The sequence below is a fragment of the Mycoplasma sp. 2261 genome (assembly GCF_053851575.1).
In genome coordinates this window covers 1-24337 of record NZ_JBSQAX010000001.1, presented here as the reverse complement: position 1 = coordinate 24337, position 24337 = coordinate 1, and the positions used below count along the sequence as shown (strand labels likewise).

General features: G+C 29.7%; 16 protein-coding genes. 13 read left to right on the top strand and 3 right to left on the bottom strand.

Going from position 1 to position 24337, the window contains the following annotated elements; genetic code table 4:
* Nucleotides 1-106: 106 nt before the first annotated feature.
* The 9 genes from rpoB (at nt 107) to rpmE (ending at nt 15643) form a co-directional block, all read left to right on the top strand.
* Complete coding sequence (rpoB, locus tag ACWXVM_RS00080) at nt 107-3700, top strand: DNA-directed RNA polymerase subunit beta (RefSeq protein ID WP_455993614.1); 3594 nt, start codon at nt 107-109, stop codon at nt 3698-3700.
* Entirely contained in the window at nt 3700-8160 is a 4461-nt protein-coding gene (locus ACWXVM_RS00075) for a DNA-directed RNA polymerase subunit beta' (RefSeq protein ID WP_438340304.1), read from the top strand. Before rpoB ends, ACWXVM_RS00075 begins: the two co-directional genes overlap by 1 nt.
* 168 nt (nt 8161-8328) lie before the next feature.
* Entirely contained in the window at nt 8329-8631 is a 303-nt protein-coding gene (gene rplU, locus ACWXVM_RS00070) for a 50S ribosomal protein L21 (RefSeq protein WP_455993612.1), read from the top strand.
* 3 nt (nt 8632-8634) lie between these two features.
* Complete coding sequence (gene rpmA, locus ACWXVM_RS00065; protein ID WP_438340302.1) at nt 8635-8895, top strand: 50S ribosomal protein L27; 261 nt, start codon at nt 8635-8637, stop codon at nt 8893-8895.
* A gap of 99 nt (nt 8896-8994) precedes the next feature.
* Nucleotides 8995-9483 (top strand): MSC_0623 family F1-like ATPase-associated protein, encoded by a 489-nt coding sequence (locus tag ACWXVM_RS00060; RefSeq protein ID WP_455966474.1) that lies wholly within the window; start codon nt 8995-8997, stop codon nt 9481-9483.
* On the top strand, nt 9473-11017 hold the full coding sequence (locus ACWXVM_RS00055; protein ID WP_455993610.1) for an MSC_0619 family F1-like ATPase alpha subunit: 1545 nt from the start codon (nt 9473-9475) through the stop codon (nt 11015-11017). The genes ACWXVM_RS00060 and ACWXVM_RS00055 overlap by 11 nt, the downstream gene beginning before the upstream one ends.
* Nucleotides 11017-12393, top strand: a complete 1377-nt coding sequence (locus ACWXVM_RS00050) for an MSC_0618 family F1-like ATPase beta subunit (protein WP_444704770.1) — start codon at nt 11017-11019, stop codon at nt 12391-12393. The genes ACWXVM_RS00055 and ACWXVM_RS00050 overlap by 1 nt, the downstream gene beginning before the upstream one ends.
* 586 nt (nt 12394-12979) lie before the next feature.
* Nucleotides 12980-15361, top strand: a complete 2382-nt coding sequence (locus tag ACWXVM_RS00045; RefSeq protein ID WP_455993608.1) for a phosphoketolase family protein — start codon at nt 12980-12982, stop codon at nt 15359-15361.
* 72 nt (nt 15362-15433) lie between these two features.
* Nucleotides 15434-15643: a 50S ribosomal protein L31 gene (rpmE, locus tag ACWXVM_RS00040; protein WP_438340297.1), complete on the top strand. Its 210-nt coding sequence runs from the start codon at nt 15434-15436 to the stop codon at nt 15641-15643.
* A gap of 61 nt (nt 15644-15704) precedes the next feature.
* Here rpmE and ACWXVM_RS00035 read toward each other — a convergent pair whose 3' ends face one another.
* The 3 genes from ACWXVM_RS00035 to ileS form a co-directional block, all read right to left on the bottom strand.
* Nucleotides 15705-15944, bottom strand: coding sequence for a hypothetical protein (locus ACWXVM_RS00035; RefSeq protein WP_444704768.1), 240 nt, complete (start codon nt 15942-15944; stop codon nt 15705-15707).
* Between the two features lie 82 nt (nt 15945-16026).
* Complete coding sequence (locus ACWXVM_RS00030) at nt 16027-16611, bottom strand: signal peptidase II (RefSeq protein WP_455993606.1); 585 nt, start codon at nt 16609-16611, stop codon at nt 16027-16029.
* Complete coding sequence (gene ileS / locus ACWXVM_RS00025) at nt 16598-19273, bottom strand: isoleucine--tRNA ligase (protein ID WP_455993604.1); 2676 nt, start codon at nt 19271-19273, stop codon at nt 16598-16600. Before ileS ends, ACWXVM_RS00030 begins: the two co-directional genes overlap by 14 nt.
* A gap of 149 nt (nt 19274-19422) precedes the next feature.
* Between ileS and leuS the strand changes: the two genes are divergently transcribed.
* The 4 genes from leuS to ACWXVM_RS00005 all read left to right on the top strand — a co-directional run bounded on the left by leuS (nt 19423) and on the right by ACWXVM_RS00005 (nt 24182).
* A complete protein-coding gene (gene leuS, locus ACWXVM_RS00020; protein WP_455993602.1) occupies nt 19423-21828 on the top strand; it encodes a leucine--tRNA ligase in 2406 nt (801 codons plus the stop codon).
* A 578-nt stretch (nt 21829-22406) separates the two neighbouring features.
* Nucleotides 22407-22961: a hypothetical protein gene (locus tag ACWXVM_RS00015; protein WP_455993600.1), complete on the top strand. Its 555-nt coding sequence runs from the start codon at nt 22407-22409 to the stop codon at nt 22959-22961.
* Entirely contained in the window at nt 22931-23638 is a 708-nt protein-coding gene (locus ACWXVM_RS00010) for a hypothetical protein (protein WP_455993598.1), read from the top strand. The genes ACWXVM_RS00015 and ACWXVM_RS00010 overlap by 31 nt, the downstream gene beginning before the upstream one ends.
* A 358-nt stretch (nt 23639-23996) precedes the next feature.
* The gene (locus tag ACWXVM_RS00005; RefSeq protein ID WP_455993596.1) at nt 23997-24182 is read left to right on the top strand and encodes a hypothetical protein; all 186 of its coding nucleotides are present in this window, start codon (nt 23997-23999) and stop codon (nt 24180-24182) included.
* Nucleotides 24183-24337: the final 155 nt, after the last annotated feature.

Below are 24337 nucleotides of genomic sequence, written 5' to 3'. Positions count from 1 at the left end.
TGTGTTTTTTATATAATATAAATAATGCGCATACATGCGTATGTGTAAACTGTTGTAAATACTTTGAGTATATTTTAGTAAATTTAAACAAAAAATGAGGTTAGATATGAACAAAAAACCAGAATATGTTTTAAGAAAATTTGGACCGGTTACCGAACGTAGAGATTATTCAATTAGTCAAAAGAAATTCGATACTCCTGATTTCTTAAAAATGCAAAGAGACTCTGTTGAACAATTTTTAACCAAAGGTGTTGAAGAGGAATTGAGAAACATATATCCAATTGAATCACGCGGAAAAGTAAGGATTGAGTATATTGAAAATTCTGCTACTTTTGAATATCCTAATAAAACTGAATTTGAGTGTATTAAAGAGGCAAAACAAAAAGGTTCTTCATATCAAGGTAAGTTAAAGGCTAAATTAAAACAAGTTAATGAAGAAACAGGTGAAGTTACACCTGCTGAAGTTGTTTTTGCTGAAATTCCTATTATGACATATGGAGGCTCATTTGTCATTAATGGTTCAGAAAAGGTTATTGTCTCTCAATTAATTCGTTCAACTGGTGCTTACTTTGGAGTTAATGTAAGAAATAAACAGGCTAATGACTTGTTTAATAAAGTTGAAATTATTCCTCAAGTCGGTTCATGAGTTGAAATATACCACAAAACTACTTCATCTAACCCGGACACCGTTAAGGTGCATATCGATAAAAATAAATCATTCTTATTATCTACCTTTTTGAAAGCACTTGGTTTTACTGAAAAAGGTATTAAGAAAATGTTTGGTGATATTCCAGAATTAAATGAAACTTTACGAAAAGATAAAACATTAGGTAATACTGATGAGGAAATTACAAGGGATGCCCAGGAAACAATATATCGCTTAATTAGAAAGGGTGATAGAATGACCGCCGAATCGGCCCGTAATTTAATTCCATCAACTATTTTTAATGAAAAAAGATACAGTTTAACTGAAACTGGTCGTTTTACTTTGAACCGTAAGTTAAATATCGCCGAAAGATTAGTAAACACCTATTTAGCTGAGCATATCATTAATATGGATGGTGAAGTTAAGTATGAAAAAGGTTTGTTAATTACTTGAGAAATAGCAAGAAAGATTGCGGAGGAATTTAGATTAGGCATTCTTCCTTTGTGAAAATTGCCTGATGTTGATCCTTCAGTATATGGTAATCAATTGGATATGCCTGGAAATGAAAAACTTGCTTTGCGTTTATCTGTTCCGAGGGTATGAGTTTATCCGACAGAAAATGACATGATAAATGACATTAATAAAGTTCAAGTGCTAGGTAATGATCCTAATTCAACTGAAAACTTTTTACTAATTCCTGATTTAATTGCAACAATATCATACTATTTTAATTTATTGTTTAATATTGGTGTCGATGATGATCCTGACTCATTAGTAAATAAAAGAATTGTTACTATTGGTGAGCTTTTGCAAAATCAATTTAGAATCGGTCTAATTAAATTAGAAAAAAATACTCGTGAAAGAATTTCAACCAAGGAAACATCAAAGATTACGCCAAAGAATGTAACAAATAATAAACCAATATTTAACCAGTTTAAATCATTTTTCAATACATCAAAACTTTCGCAATTTATGGACCAATGTAATCCGTTAGCTGAAATTTCGAACAAACGTCGTATTACCTCGCTGGGGCCAAGGGGTCTAAACCGTGATACCGCCCAATTTGAGGTTCGTGATGTTCACCCTACCCATTATGGAAGAATCTGCCCAATCGAAACTCCTGAGGGGCCAAATATTGGACTTATTCTTAATCTTGCATCATTCGCAGACATTGATAAATACGGATTTATTAAATCGCCATATTTTAAGGTTGAAGACAAAAAGGTAGATTTTTCAAGTCCGCACTATTTAACAGCCATCGAAGAAGCTGGGTATACATTTGCGCAATCAACCGTCAATATTGAAAATGATATAATTGTTGATAAAATGGTAATGGTTCGTCGTGATAATGAATATCTTGAAGTCCCAGCTAATGAAGTTAATTTTGTTGGGGTTTCAAACCGTCAAATGACCTCAATTGCTGCTTCTGCTATTCCCTTTTTAGAAAACGATGACGCTAACCGGGCATTAATGGGTTCTAATATGCAACGTCAAGCTGTACCTGTATTATTCCCTGAAGCTCCATTAGTTGCAACTGGTGTTGAAGCTGATATTGCTAAATATTCTTCAACAAACATTATTGCTAAATATGATGGTGTGGTATCTTATGTTGATGCTAACGTTATCATCATTAAGAGAGATGAAAGTAATAAGAAAGATGAATACCATTTAAGAACTTTCGAGAGATCTAATCAAGGTACCTTAATTCATCAGGTTCCATTAGTTAAGGTAGGTCAAAGTGTTAAAACTGGAGATTTACTGGTTGATGGTCCATCAATGAAAAATGGTGAAATGGCATTAGGCAAGAATGTTTTGGTCGGTTTCACAACATGACATGGTTTTAATTATGAGGATGCTGTTGTTTTATCAGAAAGACTAGTTAAGGATGATGTCTATACTTCGATTCATATTGAAGAACAAACTATTCAATTTAGACATTCAAAAGCCGGTGAAGATATTTTAACAACTGATATTCCTAATGTTTCAAACCACTCAAAGCGTTTCTTAGATGATAATGGTATCGTTAGAGTTGGTTCTGAAGTTTCTGCAGGTGATATTTTGGTTGGTAGAACATCGCCAAAAGGTGAAGAAAACCCAACTCCTGAGGAAAAACTGATGGGAGCTATCTTTGGACAAAAGACTGCTTCAAAAAAGGATACATCACTAAAAGTTAAACATGGTCATAATGGTACAGTTGTTGCTGTTGATGTTTTAAGTCGTGAATTTGGTGATGTTTTAGAAGACGGTATTGAAAAGATTGTTAAAGTCTCAATTGCCCAAAAGAGAAAAATTAAAGTTGGGGACAAGATGGCAGGTCGTCATGGTAATAAAGGCGTTGTTTCCGTTGTTTTACCAGTTGAGGAAATGCCTTATTTAGAAGATGGTACTCCATTGGATATTGTTCTTAACCCTCAAGGTGTTCCATCACGGATGAATATTGGACAAGTTCTAGAATTGCACCTTGGCTTAGCTGCGCAAAAATTAAATACAAAATTTGTTACTCCAACATTTGATGGAATTACTCATAATCAAATTAAAGAAATTCTTGAAGAAGCAAAAATTAATCCATCAGGTAAATCTGTTGTGTATGATGGCCGTACTGGTGAACCATTTGATCAACCAATATCGGTTGGGATAATGTACTATTTAAAACTATATCATATGGTTGATGATAAAATGCATGCTCGTTCAGTTGGACCATATTCATTAATTACGCAACAACCGCTTGGTGGTAAGTCGCAAAATGGTGGGCAAAGATTCGGGGAAATGGAAACATGAGCCATCGAATCATATGGTGCAGCAAATTTATTACAAGAACTATTAACATATAAGTCAGATAATATTAATGGACGTAATCAGCTTTATAACTCGCTTGCAAGAAAAACAAAGTTGCCAAAGCCAGGTATGCCTGAGTCGTTTAATGTTTTGGCATATGAACTAAGAGGTTTGTGCATCAAACTTGAAACTCATGATGATTCACGAGAAGAAAATGAGCTTGAATATGAAAGAATTGATACTAAATATCAACAAGATTGAGATGGGGGAGCAGAATAATGAAAAACAATGCAAAATTCGATTTATTAGATGAATCAAAAATTAGAAAAATTTCTTTATCATTAGCTACTCCTGAGGATGTTGAATCTTGATCGCATGGGGAAGTTACAAAACCAGAAACTATTAACTATAAATCATATAAACCTGAACGTGGTGGTTTGTTTGATGAAATTATTTTTGGACCAATGATAGATTATCGTTGTCCTACTTGTGGTTATAAATATAAGAAAATAAATGAAGGTTCATATTGTACAAGAACTGATTTGTGTCGTAAAGAAAATGTTCAAATCTTGCCTAAAATAGCACGTAGAAATCATATGGGGCATATTAAGTTAAATAGCCCTGTTGTTCATTTTTGGTTTTTTAAGGTTGACCATTCAATTATTTATAAATTATTAGGTTTAAGAATTTCGAGTCAAAATTCATCTGAAACAGTTAGAAGAGAGGAACTTGAAAATCTTATTTATTATAAAAATCATATTGTTGTAGAAGATGGTGGACTTAAATCATTACCTAAAAACTTAATAATCGAAATCAATGATGCTGCTGTTATATATAAAGAAGCATTGGATGAATTATTAACACGATTTGATCCAAAAAATCCAGATCATAAAGAAGCTTATGATGAAATTTCAGAAACAATTGAGCAATTGGTTGAAAAAGCTACTTCAAAAATTGGTCAAGAATATGGAATTGACTTTTATGAATTAAATGATATCATCCAACATTACTCAGATGCAAAAATTATGACTGGGGCAAGAGCTATTGAGTATCTATTGAAGAATTTAGATCTAGTCGCTGAAAAAGCTTATGTAACAGAGCAAATTAATCAGCTCAATTTACAAGAATCTAAAAATCCCGAAAAGTTTGCAACTACTACTAAACAAAATAGGGAAAAATTATATAAAAGATTGCAAGTTATTAACGCGTTTATTGAATCAAAACAATCGCCAACAAATATGCTAATTTACAATTTACCAGTTATTCCGGCTGATCTTAGACCATTAATTCAATTGGATGGTGGTAGACACTCAACAAGTGATATAAATGAGCTATATCGTAGAGTTATTATTAGAAATAATCGTTTACAAGAATGACAAGAAAAAGATGCTCCTGAACTCGTAACGCAAAACGAATTACGTATGGTTCAAGAAGCCGTCGATGCTTTAATTGATAATCAAAGAAGAACCCCTAACCCTGTTTTATCAAAGGACAATCGTCCATTTAAATCTATTTCAGATGCACTAACAGGTAAAAAAGGACGTTTTAGACAGAATTTACTTGGAAAACGTGTAGACTATTCTGGCCGTTCTGTTATTGTTGTTGGGCCAAATTTAAAGATGCATCAATGTGGTATTCCAAGAGAGATGGCTGCAAAATTATTTGAGCCATGAATTATTGCTCGTTTAATTGATCAACAGGTTGCAACAACTGTTAAAAATGCTAAGAAAATAATTGAAGATCAAAATCCAATTATTTGACCTCATGTTGCTGAAGCAATTAAAGGAAAATTAGTACTTCTTAACCGTGCTCCTACGCTTCACCGTTTGTCTATTCAAGCATTTGAACCGGTTTTAGTTAGAGGAAAGGCCATAAGATTACACCCTTTAGTATGTACCCCTTTTAATGCCGATTTTGATGGTGACCAAATGGCTGTTCATGTGCCTATTTCGGAACAATCATTATTGGAAAGTCGTGAATTGATGCTTGCCAATAAAAATATTCTAGGTCCTAAGGATGGAGAACCTATTATTAATCCTTCACAAGATATGATTTTGGGTTTATATTATTTAACAATTGAACAAAAAGATGCTAAGGGCGAAGGAAGAGTCTTTGACAATTATGATCACATGATAAGGAACCTTGAGGCTAAAAAAGTTTCTTTACATGCAAGGGTAGCATTACCTGCTGAAGAGGTAAAAAACTCTAAAATATTTAATAAAAATACAATTAATCAACAACTTTATGTTATTTCAACAGTTGGTAAATTTATTTTTAATAATGTGTTTCCAAAAGATTTTCCTTTTATCTTTGATAATAAAGTAATAAAGGCAATTAATTTAGAGGAATATAAGAATGAGTTTAATAAAACATATGTAGTTAAAGCTGGTATAAATATTCCTGAATATATTAAGACCTTACCATTGCTAGATGCCTTTAATAAAAAGAATATTGCCAAGATTATTCGTTACATGTTTGATAACTATGTTGCAACAATAAGCATAGCGGAAGTTGCTAGCGTTATTGATAAAATTAATGATTTGCAAGATTCAGATATTGTTTTAGAATTTCTAAAATTAAAAACCTACAAGGGCCAAAATCTTGAAAGAGAACATGCAGATTTATTGACTGAATTTGTTTTAGAAGAAAAACAAAAATTAAATTTAGAAAATGAAGAGAGATACCGCGGACAAATTCATATTCCATTAAGTGCTAAAGAGAAAGCTAAATTGTTAGACAAGGTTTGATTTAAATATACAAATATTGTTGCTTCTATTCTTGACGATATTAAACAACTTGGCTTTGATTATTCAACTACTTCAGGTATTTCTATTTCCTTCTCGGATATTTTAGAAACTGAAAAGAAAAAAGAATATATCGCTGAAGGTGATGAATATATTGCTAAATTAAAAAACTATTACAAATTAGGTTATATAACTGATGATGATAGATACTCGTTAACTATTAAAAAATGAGCTGAAATCAAAGATAAAATCCAACAAGAATTGCAAACAATCATCAAAGAAAATCCACAAAACCCAGTTATCACTATGATTAACTCAGGTGCTCGTGGAAACATTTCGAACTATGTTCAATTAGCTGGTATGCGTGGACTGATGGCTAACAATACAAAAACCACTAAAGCTGATGCTAAAAATGATAGGGTTGTTCGTTCGACCGTTGAAGTTCCCGTTAAGTCATCATTTATCGAGGGCCTAACCGCATTTGAATTCTATTCGTCAACCCATGGTGCTAGAAAAGGTCTTACTGATACTGCACTTAATACTGCTAAATCGGGTTATTTAACAAGAAGATTGGTTGATGTTGCTCAAAATATTGTGGTTAGAGAAGAAAATTGTGGTTCGGAATATGGATTTTTAGCTAGAAATATCATTGATACTAAAACAAAACAAATTATTGTATCTCTAAAAGAAAGAATAATTGGTCGATTTTCAAATAAGCCAATTTATGATAAAGAAGGTAATTTGATTTGTAGCCGAAACATCCTAATTACTAATAAGATAGCACAAAAAATTATTGATGCTGGTATTGAAGAAGTTGAAATTAGATCGATCCTTGGATGTAATACTCGTAATGGTGTATGTAAAATGTGTTTTGGTAAAGACTTAGCAACAAACCGTGTTGTTAATATTGGTGAAGCAGTAGGTATCATAGCTGCTCAATCAATTGGTGAACCTGGTACACAGCTAACTATGCGTACATTCCATACTGGTGGGGTTGCTGGTGTTGAAGATATTACTGGCGGTTTTACTAGATTAATTGAATTAATTGATGCTCATGAACAACCATGAGGTAGACCAGCAACAATTTCGCCATATCAAGGTATTGTAGTTGATATTGAAAAACTTGAAAAATCTGATAACGATTATGTTGTTTATATCGAAATTCTGAATAATAAAAATCAAATTGAAACTAGATCTATTTTAGTTAATACTAATAAGAAATTAAGAGTTTCTATTGGTGATGATGTTAAAGTCGGCCAAAAGCTTTCAGAAGGTCCAATTATTCTAAAAGAGTTATTAGCACTAACTGATGTTAGAACAGTCCAAAATTACTTACTAAAAGAAATTCAAAGAATTTATCGTATTCAAGGTATTGCTATTAGTGATAAATATATTGAAATTATTATTAGACAAATGATGTCTAAAATTGTTATTAGTGATCCCGGAGATTCAAAATTCTTTGCTGGTGCTATTGTTGATATCTTTGATTATCAAGAAGAAAATTCATTATTATTATCCCAAAACAAAATTCCAGCATATGGAAGTGTTGTTATTAAAGGTGCTAAACAAGTTCCGCTGTTGTCTGATTCGTTTTTGGCTGCCGCTTCATATCAAGAAACTTCGAAAATTCTTGTTAATGCTGCCATTTCTTCTAGAACAGATAATTTAAGTGGTCTAAAAGAAAATATTATTGTTGGAAAGAAAATCCCTTCAGGAACTGCATTATATTCATTTGAAGAACATTCTAAATACGATATTAAACCATCGATTAAATACTTTACAAATTTTGATGAAAATGAAGAACAAGACGATATTGAATTAGGCGATGAAAATATGATTGATTTAGATACTTTGACACAAGAATATGACGAAGAAGGTCTTAGCGATAAAGGCTTTGTTAATGACTTTGCTGATGATTTTTATGACAATGAAGATTTTGAGACTGATGATAATGAATCAGAAGAATTTGATGATAATAAAATAGATTACGAATAATTAATTAGAATAAGGACAAGGAATAATTTCCTTGTTTTTTTATTTTGCCGAAATATACGCAAATTTGTGGTAAAATAATCAAGTTACTTATAGAGTAACCATTCTAAACAGGTTTTTAAACTTTTTAAAAGTACCTCAAAGATGTGACAAAATATAAGGAGATTTTAAATGTTTGCAATTATCGAAACAGGTGGTAAACAATTAATCGTTAAAAAAGGCGATTCTATTTATATCGAAAAAATCGATGGAAATGCAGGGGACAAGGTTGTTTTTGATAAAGTTTTAGCAGTCGAAAATAAAATTGGAACTCCATATTTAGAAGCTGCTTCTGTTTTAGGTATCATTGAAAAACAAGGGAAAGCAAAGAAAATTGTTGTTTATAGACACAATGCTAAATCAACTCATAAACGTAAATTAGGTCACCGTCAACCTTATACAAAAGTTCAAATTACAGAAATTAAGGAGAAATAAGACATGGCACATACGAAATCTGGTGGAACAACCTCGAATAGTAGAGACTCGGCTGGTAGAAGATTAGGAGTTAAGGCTACTGATGGACAATTTGTAACAGCCGGAAGCATTATTTATAGACAAAGAGGAACAAAAATCTTTCCTGGCAATAACGTAGGCAAAGGAAAAGATGATACATTATTTGCTTTAATAGATGGTATTGTAAAATTCGAAAATAGAATTAATAGAAAATTTGCTTCAGTATATCCTATTGTAGAAAAATAATGGCTTTGCTATTATTTTTTTATTATCAATTCCTAAATTATTAGGAAATTATGGTTATAATAATGTTGTTTTATTATTTAACTTATTTTAAGGAGAAAAATGCCTGAAAAAAAATCTATATTAATAGATGGAAATAAAGATAGAATTTTGTTCTGGTTTGAAGATCAAAAAAATCAAAATGAAATTAAATTAATTGATTTTAATAAACTTATTTCAACTATTTTATTTAAAGGTAATTTTAATACAAAGGATTCCCGTGTAATTGACTTTCTAGAGAGAATTAAGAAATCACTTATGGATTATCTACCTATAAAATTTGCCAATTTTATTGTTAACTTCGAAGAAAACGCTATATTTAGCATTTATAAAAAAGTTCCATTAATTTATGCGAATAATGAAGAATTTGAATGAAATAATGACTTCGAAAAATTATATAATGAGATTCTTAAGGACCTAATAAAAGATGGATATTATGTTGAATTCTTGCCTAACATTATTTTATATTTCTCAGACATAGCAGGAATTTTGAAGTTATATATTAAAAAAAGTTATTTTATGAATAATAAAGGAGAAGAAAATGGAAAATAGTAATGCTAAACCAAATAAAAATCCCAAGATAATTTCTATTTTTGGTTATATTGTTGAAGTATCAGGACAATTTCCTTATGAACAAGGACAACAATTTGTTTGCGAAAGAGATACAAATATTAAATTAATTCTTATTAGTGCTACAAATGATCACGCGTTTTTATTAGCTAATAATGAAAATAAAGAGTTAAAAATTAATGATACAATAATCGCTACCCAAAAGCGTGATGTATTTACTTCAAAACAACATTTTGGAAATGTAGTCGATATTTTTGGTGATGTTGTTTTACCTAAAAAGCTTGCTGTTGAAAAACAAAAAAATGATCCTGAAAGTGCCACATTTAAACTTGCTCATCAATTAATGAGTGTTCAAACATTAAATGAGCAACTATATACAGGATTCACATCAATAGATTTATTAATTCCTATCGGAAAAGGACAACGTGAATTAATTATTGGGGATAGACAAACCGGAAAAACTCACATAGCAATTAATGTTATCTTAAATCAAGCAAAAACCAATACCAAGTGTGTTTATGTTGCAATTGGACAAAAAAGAGAAAGCATATCTAAAATTTATAATACCTTAAAAGAACATGACGCTTTAAAAAATACTATTATTGTTGATGCGCCTGCTACTAGTGCATACGAGCAATATCTAGCTCCGTATGTAGGTATGGCACATGCTGAAAACATTTCATTAACTGATGATGTTGTTATTATATTTGATGACTTAACAAAGCATGCTAATATTATTCGAGAAATTGCTTTATTAACTGATAAGCCTGTTGGTAAGGAAGCAATGCCCGGCGACATATTTTTTGCTCATTCACAATTATTAGAACGTGCTGGTTCATTTAAAAATAGAAAAACAATTACTGCTTTGCCAATTTTACAAACTATTGATGGCGATATAACTTCATTAATTTCTTCTAATGTTATATCAATTACTGATGGTCAAATTGTAACTAGCGCTGACTTATTTTCTCAAGGTGTTTTACCGGCTATCAATATTAATTTATCAGTTTCAAGAACTGGTTCATCAGTACAAAATAGAATTATGTCAAAAGTAGCTTCAGAAGTAGGTAAAATCTTTAAACAATATAAGAGACATTTAAAGCTTGCTGCTCTTGATTATGAATTGAATAAAGAAACCGCAACATTATTGTACAAAGGAAAAATGATTGATAAGATGTTTATCCAAAAAGGATATACATTATATTCGAATAAATTTGTTTTATTGATGTCTAAACTAATTTCATGAACTATATTACATGGGATTAAGGATGAAGAAAAAGCGCTAAGATTTATCGATCTTTTAATTGAAACAAATCAGGAAGCTAAAAATGCTTATAATACTATGCAAACAAGTACAGATTATGATGATAAGATTATGAAAAACTTTTTTGCATATGCTTTAAAACAATATTCAGATTATTTAAATTTAGGATGAGATGTTGAATATGAACATGAGTTTGTTGAATTTAGTAAGGAATATTTAGAATTAGTTGCTAAAAAGTTAGGAGATAAATAATGGGAAAAATAGTTAAATTATGATCTGACATTATTGAAGTTAAATTTAATAAAAAAGAGTTGCCATTAGTTAATCAATTACTAACAACGAATGACGGCAAAACTTATTTATTGGTAAAAAGAATTATTGATGAGGAAACAATTAGAGCTATTATTATCTATTCTTCAAAAGAAATTAACATCAATGATGAAATTATTAATACCAAACAAAGTTTTATGGTTCCAGTTGGTTCAGGTTCCAAAAATAATATCTATTCATTTGAGGGAAAACCGTTACTTGAAAAACGTGGAACAAAACCTATATATATTGAAATGAATTCAATTATTAACAACGATCGCTATCTAGAGAGTAATCTAGAAATAGTTGAAACAGGAATTAAGGCAATTGACTTCTTTATGCCAATTATTAAAGGATATAAATTGGGTATATTTGGTGGCGCCGGTGTTGGTAAAACTGTTTTAATGAAGGAAATTATTTTTAATGTTAATAAAAAATCAACAAAGACTTCAAATATTTTTATTGGTTCCGGAGAAAGATCACGTGAAGCTATTGAATTATTTGATGAGTTAGAATCATCAAATTTAATGAAGAATTCAGTAATGTATATTTCAAAAATGAATGAATCACCAGGAGCTAGAATGTCGATTGTACCAATTGGTATTACAGCTGCCGAATATTTAAGAGATTATGAAAAAGATGATGTCTTATTATTTATTGATAATATTTATCGTTTTATTCAGGCTGAAAACGAGGTTTCTGCTTCATTGGGTAAAAAACCTTCTGTAGGTGGTTATCAATCTACATTAGAATCAGATGTTGCTAATGTTGAAAATAGATTATTTAGAAACAAAAATGGATCAATAACATCATTCCAAACTATTTTCTTGCCAATGGATGATTTAAGTGATCCATCAGCCGTTGCAGTATTTAACCACCTTGATGGTAATCTTGTTTTATCGCGTAATCAAACCTCAAAAAATATTTTCCCTGCTTTTGACCCTCTAGCTTCTTCATCACACTCTGTTGATGAAAAAATTATTGGTAAAGCACACTTTGACGCTATCATAGAAACAAAAAGAATTTTAAAAGCATATAAAGACCTTGAAGATGTTATTTTGATTCTAGGATTTGATGAATTAGATGAACAAAGTAAGAATACAGTTAAAAAGGCTCTTCAATTGGAAAATTTCTTTACTCAAAACTTCTTTATGACTGAACACTTTACAAAATCTCCCGGTGTTTATGTTTCGTTGGAAGATACGATAAAATCTGTTCAAAGAATTTTAGATGGTAAATATTTAAAACAAAGTCCCGAAATTTTTGCTTATGTTGGTTCAAATCTAGATATTCCGACTGATGAAGAATTAGGATTATAAAATTACTTGCTTTTGTTGAACATAGATAAAAAATCCAGTCACATTTGTGCTTGGATTTTTTTAATTAGTTGCTAATAGGAAATAGCTAAAAGAAAAAAAGAAGAAGAAATAAGAGGCTTGAGTTCTTTGTTTATTGATTATGTAAAAAAAGAAATTGTAATAGAGATACGCCAAACATTGTGTTTCATATATTGAAACATCAAAAAATTAAATTATATTTATTTATCAGTTGTAATTCATCACAAAACAAATAAAATTCTCAATTAAAATTTATTTTCAGTAAATGATCTAGATTTAGTTATTAAACATATGTTAAAAAAATGGCTTTTTATAACTAAAAACTATTGTAGAAAATTATAATAAATTGATATAACAAAAAAGATTACAGTTGTCATTAAATCAAGAAACTCGACATACGCTTTTTTGGAGAAATTGACAATAAAATGTGTTTTTAAAAAAATGACTATGTTTATTGTAGGGCATTTTTTGTTTTTATGTATGATTAGCTATTAACCCCTTTACTTCTTAATAAATTGATGTAAAATATTATTACTATATTTTTTGCAAAAATATATTATGGAGGAATATGAATAGTAATTTTGATAAAAAAGAATATTTTGAATTAATGGATAAGTGATTTAGAGCAGCTAATTATTTAAGTGTTGCTCAAATCTATTTAAGAAACAATCCATTATTAAAAAAAGAATTAACAAAAGATGATATTAAATTATATCCTATTGGTCACTGAGGAACAATTCCTGGACAAAATTTTATTTATACCCATTTAAACCGTGTTATTAATAAATATGATTTAAATATGTTTTATATAGAGGGTCCTGGACATGGCGGCCAAGTCATGATATCTAACTCATATTTGGATGGTTCTTATTCAGAAATTTATCCCCAAATTTCACAGGATGAAAAAGGGATACAACGAATGTGCAAGCGTTTTTCATTTCCTGGTGGAACAGCAAGTCACGCTGCTCCTGAAACACCTGGATCAATTCATGAAGGTGGAGAGTTAGGTTATTCATTATCGCATGCAACAGGAGCAATATTGGATAATCCTGGTGTGATTGTAGCTGCGGTTATAGGTGATGGTGAGGCTGAAACTGGGCCCCTTTGTGCTGGATGATTTTCAAATTCGTTTATTAATCCAGTGAATGATGGTGTTGTTCTTCCTATCGTTCATCTAAATGGTGGGAAAATTTCTAATCCAACTCTTTTAGCAAGAAAACCAAAAAAGGAAATTGAACAATATTTTTTAGGTTTAGGTTGAAAGCCATATTTCTTTGAATGAAGTGGCAATAAAACTAGTGTTGAAATTCATCAAGAAATGGCTAAAATCATGGATCAAGCTATTGAAGATATTCTAAATATTAAGGCTAAGGCAGAATTAGTCGGGCCAAATAATGTAACAAGACCATTATGGCCTATGCTAGTTGTTAGAACCCCGAAAGGTTGGACATGTCCAAAAGATTGAGATGGACAAGCAATTGAAGGCAGTTTTAGAGCACATCAAGTGCCCTTGCCTGTTAGTGCTTTTAATGTTACTCACATTAAAGAGTTAGAAAAGTGACTAAAATCATATAAACCTGAAGAACTTTTTGATGAAAACGGAACTATTCTAGCCGAAATTAAAAACCTGGCTCCAAAAGGTAAGCAAAGAATGGCAACAAATCCAATAACAAACGGAGGAATCAATTCACGCTATCTAGATTTATCTCCATGAGAAAAATTTGCTACTAATGTTGAATATCCTGGTAAAAATAAAGGGCAGGATATGGTTGAACTAGGAAAATATATGGCTGATGTTGTAACAAAAAATCCTGATAATTTTAGGGTCTTTGGTCCTGATGAAACAAAATCAAATAGATTATTTGAACTTTTTAGAGTTACTAAGCGTCAATGATTAGAGGAATATTCGGACAAATATGATGAATTTGTTGGTCCTGTTGGTAGAATTATTGATTCACAATTAAGTGAGCACCAGGCTGAAGGCTTTTTAGAAGGTTATGTTTTGACTGGACGCCATGGTTTTTTTGCTTCATATGAATCATTTTTACGGGTTATCGATTCAATGTTAACTCAGCATATGAAGTGATTAAAGAAGTCTTTAGAATTGAAATGAAGAAATGATTATCCATCTCTAAATATTATTGCAACTTCAACAGCATTTCAACAAGATCATAATGGTTATACGCACCAAGATCCTGGCCTTTTAGGCCATCTTGCCGACAAACGTCCTGAATTAATAAGAGAATATTTGCCTGCAGATTCTAATACACTTTTGGCTGTTATGGAAAAATCATTAACTGAAAGAAATGTTATCAATCTAATTGTTGCTTCTAAGCAACCGCGAGAACAATTTTTCAATATCGATGAAGCAAAAGAACTTGTTGAAAAAGGCTATAAGGTTATTGATTGAGCTTCAAATGTTAAGGAAACAGAAACGCCTGATATTGTCTTTGCATCCTCTGGTGTTGAACCGAACCTAGAAACACTAGCAGCAATTTCTATTGTTCATAGTCATTTTCCTAAGCTTAAAATCAAGTATATTAATGTTGTTGATTTATTAAAATTAAGAAATCCTAAGATCGATCCACGTGGAATTAGTGACGAGGAATTTGATAAAGCATTTACAAGAGATAAACTAGTTGTGTTTTCTTTCCATGGATTTGAAGGTTTAATAAGAGATATTTTCTTTGATCGAACAAATCACAATTTAATTATTCATGGTTATCGTGAAAATGGTGATATAACAACTAGTTTTGATATCAGACAATTAAGTGAAATGGATAGATACCACATTGCTAAAGATGCAATAGAGAAATTATATGGTTCTAAGGAACAAAATTTTATCGATTTAATGAACAAAAAAATACAAGAACATAATGAATATATTCATGAATTTGGCTACGATATGCCAGAAGTTGTTGAGTGAAAATGAAAAAATATTAATGAGTAAAAATAACGCTTTTATGTTATAATTTTTGCTAGTTAATTAACTTCAATAAATAATATATAAGGAGCATATTCTATGAAAAAGGAAATTCATCCAAAATATTCTGAAATTCATGCAACATGTTCATCGTGTAGCACAGATTTTATTTTTGGTTCAACCGCTGAAAAAGTATCTTTAGATGTTTGCTCTAATTGTCATGCATTCTACACCGGAAATCGTACAGACGTTAAGGCACGTGGTCGTGTAGAAAGATTTAACAAGATATTAGAAAAATCAAAAAAATAAGTACTTATTTCAAAAAAGAAGATTAATAATAAAAAACTAGGAAAGTTTCCTAGTTTTTTATTTACAAGCAGTAATGAAAGCCAACATTGAAGCCAATGTTATTATCAGTGTCTTCCCATTTTGCATTGAAATCTTTAGTTTTAATTTCGCCCTTTGAAGAATTTACTGATCTTATTAGACCTACGGTAGAGCTTATTGCTGAGGTGATTATTGGAATTGCTCCTAATATAGAAGTAATTAAGGCTGATATAGCAAATCCGCCAGCAATTTCATCACATTCTTTTTCACTTAATTTTTTCATTTTTCCTCCCTATAAATTTTTAATTTATAAACTTGGAAATATAACAAATATATGAAAAAAGAGCGAAAAAAATAAGGTTTAGTTAAACCTTATTTTCGTCTTTTGTTAGTTTGTTCTTTTTATAATGTTTTATTCAATGTATGGTTACAATCGATAAAACCACACTTATTGCTCCTAAAACTAATCAAATATCAGCAAAATTTAAAACTCCTTGGTTTGCTCACGGAAAATTCATAATATCTCTTACGCCACCGAATATAAATCTATCAATCATATTACCCATAGATCCAGCACTTACTAAACCAAGAAAAATAGTTATGCATATTGAATGCTTTTCTCTAACAAAAGTTACGCCTCATAGTGAACCTAAAATAATGGCAAAACTAAATGTGTGCAAGACTGGCAAATTGCTTTCAAAAAAACCTAAAGTAGTGCCAGCGTGAAAAACTGATTTAAAGATTATAAATTTGTTGCCGATTTCATAGTCTAGATCTGGAGATAAAATGCTTTTATCTTTTCATCTAAAAATATATTCCTTTGTAAGTTGGTCTATTAATAAGAAAATAAATAATGCTCCCAAAAAAATTGCTATGTTAACAAGAATGAATTTTCAATTTGTTCTTCAATATTCTTTTGAAAAGTATTTTTCCTTTTTATTTTCTTGCATCAATAACCTCCTCGCATCTAAAGCAAATTTCATTTTTAAAACTAAATTGATCTTTTTCAAAGTGATTTCAACATCTTAGACATTTATATGATTCGCGTTTTTCAACCTTCATTTCGTTTCCGATGGTCAATTTAGCAATCATTAGTAATTTAGCTAGTGGTAATGATTTTATGAATTCTGATTTAGTTGTAATAGTTACAAATGCCTCGTTTTGTCTCTTAATTTCTTGCAATTTAATCTTTTCTTCAATTAATCTATAAACCTCGTCTTTTAGATCAAAAAATTCTTGTCATTTATCGCTTAGCTTTGTTGAAAAAGTTTTATTTAGATTTCATTTTAATAAGTGTACAGATTCTTGCTTATTAGGTTCGTTATAATATTGATATACTTCCTCCATAGTTGTTGGAAGTATAGGAGCAAGTATTTGCAATAAAGTTTTAATGGTTTTGGCAAAAACGGTTTGAACTTGTCTTCTTTCATAGTTATCTTGTTTATTTAGATATAAAATATCTTTTGTAATTGTGATGTAGTAAGAACTTAAATCAATGATAAAATTATTTACTTCTTTAATAACATTTACAAATTTATAATTTTCATAAAAGGATAGAATTTTAGCTTCCAAGTTATTTATTTTTTCAAACATTAATGCATGAATAGATTCAAGACTAACATAATTAAAATCAAAGTCAAATAGTGCTCCTAGCATAAATTTGATTGTATTTCTTAATTTACGATAAATTTCGACATTTTGTTCCAAAATCTTATTATCAATTGTAATATCGGCCGTGTATTCAGAGTTTGCAGCTCATAATCTTAAAATATCTGAACCATATTTTTTTACTATTTCTAGCGGGTCAACTGTATTTCCTAATGATTTAGACATCTTGCGCCCCTTGCCATCGAGGGTAAAACCATGCGATAGAAATGACTTAAAGGGACTTTTATTTCTTCAAGCAACCGAATTTATCATTGAGCTATTAAATCAACCACGATATTGGTCTGAACCTTCAAGATATAAGTCAAATGGCGCCTCAATAGCAGCCGGTTTAACGCCTAGTGAAGTTGATCCTGAATCAAATCAAACATCCATAATATCATTTTCCTTAGTGTATCCAAGTTTTTGATATTTTTCAGGTAATAATTCATCTGCTGTTTTTTCATATCATATGTTTGAGCCATGTTTTTCTATAAGATTTATGACATAGTCAAATATTTCTTCTTCCAATATTGGATTTTTGTTTTTGTCATAAAAAACAATAATAGGAACACCTCAACTTCGTTGTCTTGAAATACATCAAGTATCGCGATTTTCAAGCATTAATTCAAGACGGTTTTTTGATCACTCGTTATATGTTTTAACATTATTTATTTCATTTAGAATTTTATCTTTAACCTTTTTAACGGATACAAATCACTGAGGAGTGGCGCGATACATAATTGGAAGATGGGTTCTTCAATCATGAGGATATGAGTGTTTTATCTTTTTGAATCCAAGCAATAAATTATTTTCCTCTAAGAAATTACCAATTAATGGATTAGCATCATCATAGAAAATGTTCTTAAATTGAAGTGCTTTTTCATTTAATGTCCCATCATCATTGACGTGCATAATTTTTTCAAGGTTGTTTTTATTTCCAATAATAAAATCATCTTCGCCAAATAAAGGCGCCATATGGACTAATCCTGACCCATTTTCAAGTGTAACATGGTGTCCCTCAACGACTGGACAAATTAGTTTATTAATTGGACTTTCGTATTTTATTCCTAATAAGTTTTTACCTTTGAAACTGCTTCCAATAATTTCATATTTTTCTCATTTACATTGTTGAGCAACTGATTCAACTAGGCCTTCGGCTAAAATGTAAGTAATATTATTAACTTTTATTTTGATGTATTCAAATTCTGAATTGATAGCTACACCTGAATTTGCAATTAATGTTCACGGAGTAGTTGTTCATATAATTAGTTTTTCATCCTTACAAACAATATTATTGCCTTTTGTAATCTTGAAGGCAACAAATATTGATGGTGAAATATGGTCTGCGTATTCAACTTCAGCCTCTGCTAGGGCAGATTGTGAAGAAGGCGATCAATATATTGGTTTTAGGTCCTTGTATATCAAACCATCAAATAGCATTTTTTTAAAAAGTCTTAATTGTTGTGCTTCAAATCTTTTATCTAAAGTAACATAAATTTCTTTAAAATCAGTTAGCAATGAAAGCTTTTTAAATTGTTCCATTTGTTTTGCAACCTGACTTAGGGCATACTCTTCACATGCTCTTCTTAGTTCCACAACTGAAAAATCTTTTGCAGTCATTTTTCGTTCTACTAACATTTTGTGTTCAATAGGAAGCCCGTGAGTATCTCAGCCGGGTGTAAATGGAGCATAAAAGCCTTGCATATTTTTGAATCGTACAATTATGTCCTTAAGGATTTTATTTAACGCATGACCAACATGAATATTCCCATTCCCATATGGAGGTCCATCATGCAAAACAAATGTTTTATTCCCTTTGTTGGAAGCTAAAATTTTTTGATATAGTTGTTCATCTTCTCATTTTTTTTGGAAGATAATTTCCTTATCAGCAAGATTTGCTTTCATTGAGAATTCTGTTTGTGGCATTAATAATGTGTCTTTATAATCTTTACTTTCTTCAGCCATATTTTTTCCTTTATTGTTTTGTTGTATTACAGTTAAAAATAATATATTAAATTTTACAATAATTTATATAAAAACAGTGCTAATGTTTTTTGCAAGAAATTAAACAACATTATATTTGCAAAAAAAGATATTAATGTAAAATTAATAACATGTATAACCATAAACTAATAGAAAAAAAATGACAAGATTTTTGAGAACAAAATAGATCATTTAAGACAACAAAAAAAAGCAATAAAAAGGCCTATATTCTTGATATGTTCCCATATCCTTCGGGGTCTGGTTTACATGTTGGACATCTTGAAGGCTATACTGCAACAGATATAATTTCACGTTACAAAAGATTAAACGGATTTGATGTATTGCATCCAATTGGCTGAGATGCTTTTGGGTTACCTGCTGAGCAATATGCAATTAAGACCGGAAACCACCCAGCCCCCTTCACAATAAAAAATATTAATAACTTTCGTAGACAATTAAAACTAATGGGATTTTCATATGATTATGATAAAGAAATTAATACTACTGATCCCAAGTTTTATATTTGAACTCAATGAATTTTTAAGGAATTATATAAGCATGGACTTGCTTCAATTGAGGAAATTGACGTTAATTGATGCGAAGGATTGGGCACAGTATTGGCCAACGAAGAAATTATTGAAATTAACGGGCAAAAAGTTTCGGAGCGCGGTAATTTTCCTGTCGTCAAGAAGCCGATGAAGCAATGAGTCCTAAAGATCACTAAATATGCTGATAAACTCCTAGAGGGATTGGATAGCCTTGATTGACCCGAAAGTTTAAAATTATTACAAAAAAATTGAATCGGAAAATCACAAGGTCATATTGTTAGATGAAATCTTAAAAATTCAAAGAAAAATATTGCAACCTTCACAACCAGATTAGATACTATCTATGGTGTTTCATCGATTATTATTAGTCCTGAGCATCCATTGCTTTTAGAAATTTGTACAGATGAATATAAGAAATTAATTATCGATTATATAAATATAACAAAAACAAAAAACGACCTTGAAAGAACGCAACTTAATAAAGACAAGACAGGTTTGTTCACTGGGGCATATGTTAGTCATCCCCTAACAAATGAAAATATTCCGGTTTGAGTTTCTGACTATGTTTTAATGAGTTATGGCGAAGGAGCAATAATGTCTGTTCCTGCTCATGATGCCAGGGATTATGAGTTTGCAAGAAAATATAATCTAACTATTAAACAAGTATTAGAAGCGGAGAAGTTACCGTTTGTTGACGATTCTAAACATATTAATTCTGATATCGCAAACGGCCTTAAAAAAGCACAAGCAACAGAAGTTATTTATCATAAATTAAATGCGATGGGCGTCGTTGATAATAAAACTAATTTTAAATTGAGAGATTGAGTATTTTCACGTCAACGATATTGGGGCGAACCGTTTCCGGTTTTATTTGATGAAAATAATAAAATTTATTTAGTTGATAATTTAGTAAAACTTCCTGAGGTTAATAATATTAAAGCATCAGGCTCAACAGAAGGACCACTTGCCAACATTAAGGATTGATTATATGTTGAAGTTGATAATAAGATATATCGACATGATACTAATGTAATGCCCCAATGAGCAGGGTCTAGTTGATATTTCCTGGCCTATATTTTAAAAAATGATGACGGAACATATTTACCGCTTGATAGTCAAGAAGCAAAGGAAAGATTTAATCAATGGTTGCCAGTGGATTTATACATTGGCGGCCAAGAGCATGCCGTATTACACTTATTATATGCTAGATTTTGACATAGATTTTTATATGATTTAGGCATTGTCAATACCAAGGAACCATTTCAAAAGTTAATAAACCAAGGTTTAATTTTAGGACCAGATGGACAAAAAATGTCAAAATCTCTTGGCAATGTCATCAATCCTGATGGTCTAGTTGAATCACATGGTGCTGATGCCCTAAGGTTATATGAGATGTTTATGGGCCCCTTAACTGAGTCAAAGTCATGAAATACAGATTCTCTCAACGGAATTAGAAAATGACTCGATAGAATTTATCTTATTGTTGATAAATTAAGAAAAAACATTGATATAACTGATGAAAATCAGGAACTTGATAGCAATATTAATCAACTTATTTTGGATATTAGTGAAAATATTGAAAAATATAAGTTTAATATAGCAATAAGCAAGTTTATGGTCTTTATTAATTTTCTTGCGAATATTGAAAAAATTAATTCATTAGAAATTATTAAAAACTTTGCTATTTTATTTTCACCTTTCGCTCCTCATATAGCAGAAGAATTTTTGGAAATGATTGGTGAAAAATCGATATTTTACCAAAAATGACCAATTGCCAAAACTAATTTAATTATTGAAAAAAATCCGCAAATTGGTGTACAAATTAACGGAAAGTTGCGTGGTCAGTTAGAAATTCGACCAATTTGGAACAATGATGAAATTGTTATGCAGGCAATGCAGCTTGATTCAATTAAAAAATGATTAAAAGACAAGCAAGTGATTAAAGTTATTTATATTGAAAATAAAATATTGAACATTCTAATTAAATAAGGAAATTTAGATAATAACCAAAAATAAGAATACATTAGGCAAAATAAAATAATTAGACTCAAGTCACAAATAATGATTTGAGTTTTTTATTATTTTATTTCGTGTATCAATTATTATAAATGCCTCTAGTGAAACAAAAAATGAGTATAATCAAGGCCGATAACATATATTATTAAAGTATATATTTTTTAAAAATGAAATATCGGTTAAAAAATTCTTAAATATTAATATATAAACTATTTATTTTATGTTTAATTTAAGCTTAATTTGTGACTTTCATTTTTTTATCGCGTTTTTTATTAATATGTATTAATGAATTATTTATGTTTTTATTTGCATTGGTTTATGACAGTATAAAACTTTAGTTTTTTTAAGCCTAAAATTAGAAATATTATACAAAAATTAAGTGATGGAAAAAAAGTGTATAGTAAGTTAAATTAGCCATAAATTTTTAATTTAAAATATGATTTTTCTTTAAAAAAAGCGCTATTTTTTTTTGGTTGGTCATATAATTATAAAAAATACTAAATTGAAAGGAAAAAAAATGAAAAAAAGCAAATTACTTTTTTTTAGGATTTTTGCCTGTTTTGGCAACACCAATTATAGCTCTATCATGTGCAAATCCTGCTAAACCAGAAGAACCAAAAAAACCAATTGAACCAAAGAAGCCAGAAAAACCAGCTGAACCAAAGAAACCAGAAACTCCAAATGAAGATAAAAATCAACAGTTTGGCGATAATATTAAAATTGTTTATGAAGATTTAAAGAAACATCATTCAAAAGAAGTTCTTACAGACTTAATAAAACAAAATAAACCAATTAAAGATCTATTAATTAAGAATGCAATTAAACTAGACTCAGTTGATTCAATTAACACTAACAATAATCTTATAAATAATATAAAAAATGAAGCACCAAAAATTGAAATTGATTTTAGTGACCCAACTAATGAAGAAATTAAGAATGTAATTGATAATTTTTATTACAAGAATTTATATAAACATTATGATAGATCAAAAGAAGGCAAGCAAGGTTTTGATTTTTTATTAAACAATGATAAAGGAATAGTTTTGTTTCCAAATGAACCAGAACACAATGTTCCTTGAGATGAAGATGATGAACCTTTTATATAATAACAAGTGATCAAAAAATAAATGCATTATTCGAAGTTTTTAGTGGTAAAAAATTGCCATTTACTCAGGAAGAAAAAGATACTTTATTAAGAGATTTAAAGAAGGATACAAAAAATCATAAAGAATTAGAAGATGAAATAAGTGCTAAATTTAGTGGTTTTGTTGAATCTGAAATTAAGAAGGTTAAAAATTTTTTTGAAGATGTTTTGGAAATTCAAATAGAAGAAATTGAAGATCAAATTTATGATTATTTCAATATGATAAATGGTCCAATTAACGACACAACAACTCTTTGAAATGTTGAGCAACGAGCTAATTTAGTTAAAGAGTATATCAAACAAGTTCAAACTTTAGAAAAAACATATTCACAATATAAAGATTTTGGAAATACATTTATTACCTCTGATGGAAAAGCAATAAAGGAATCTGATTTATCTAATATTGGTATTACTTATCCTAAGGAAGAACTTATTAAATATCGTGAACAAGCCTTTAAAGAATTGCGAGAAAAAATTCAATTTAAGATATATATATACAAAAATTTAATTGATTCGTTTTATACTAATCCATATAATGCCGTTGAAAAAATGCATAATTTTATCAATAAGATAATTGTTGAACAGCAAAAAAAGCTAAAAAAGCTAAAAGAAGATTCGACAACTATTAATTTCAACTAAAAATCCATCCTAAAAAAGTAAATATTTAAAATAAAAAAATTTAATAAAGGTGTTAAACTCACCTTTTTTATTTTTTAAAATCGCAACTATAAACCTTTTTAATGAAGGCTATTTATTTGCTAAAAATAAATATATGTATGAATTTATAGACATAATTGTTAATTTATTAGTTAAAATATTTCATATATTCAATGGTTATTAAAGAATTTTTAACCTTTTTATCAATATATATATAATTATCATATAAGATCCACCCGTAAATAAACTTATGGTTTAAAATCTTGACTAAAATTTATCTAGTTTAATTTAATATGTGGTGAAATATAATCCATTTTTTATTCATTGAGGAGTTATTTTTATGAGAAGAACTAAAAAAAATAAATTAGGAATATACCTTGCGATTGCATCGGGGCTGGTAGTTACTGCTGGAGCAACATTAACTTATGTTTCACTAGTTAATAAAAATCAAAATTTATTAAATAATAGTATTTCGATCATTAAACAGAAGGAACAAAAGAGATTGAAGTTGCAAAGAAAATACTAATAAAAGCACAGCATACATTAAATAACACTAAAATTAAACAAAAAGATTTAATTAAAAATCTTGATTTAACTAATCAAGAAATAGGTGAATTATCTAGCAGAGATTTTAGTCTTAATCAAACTATAAAACAATTTAAGAATGAAATTAGTAATTTA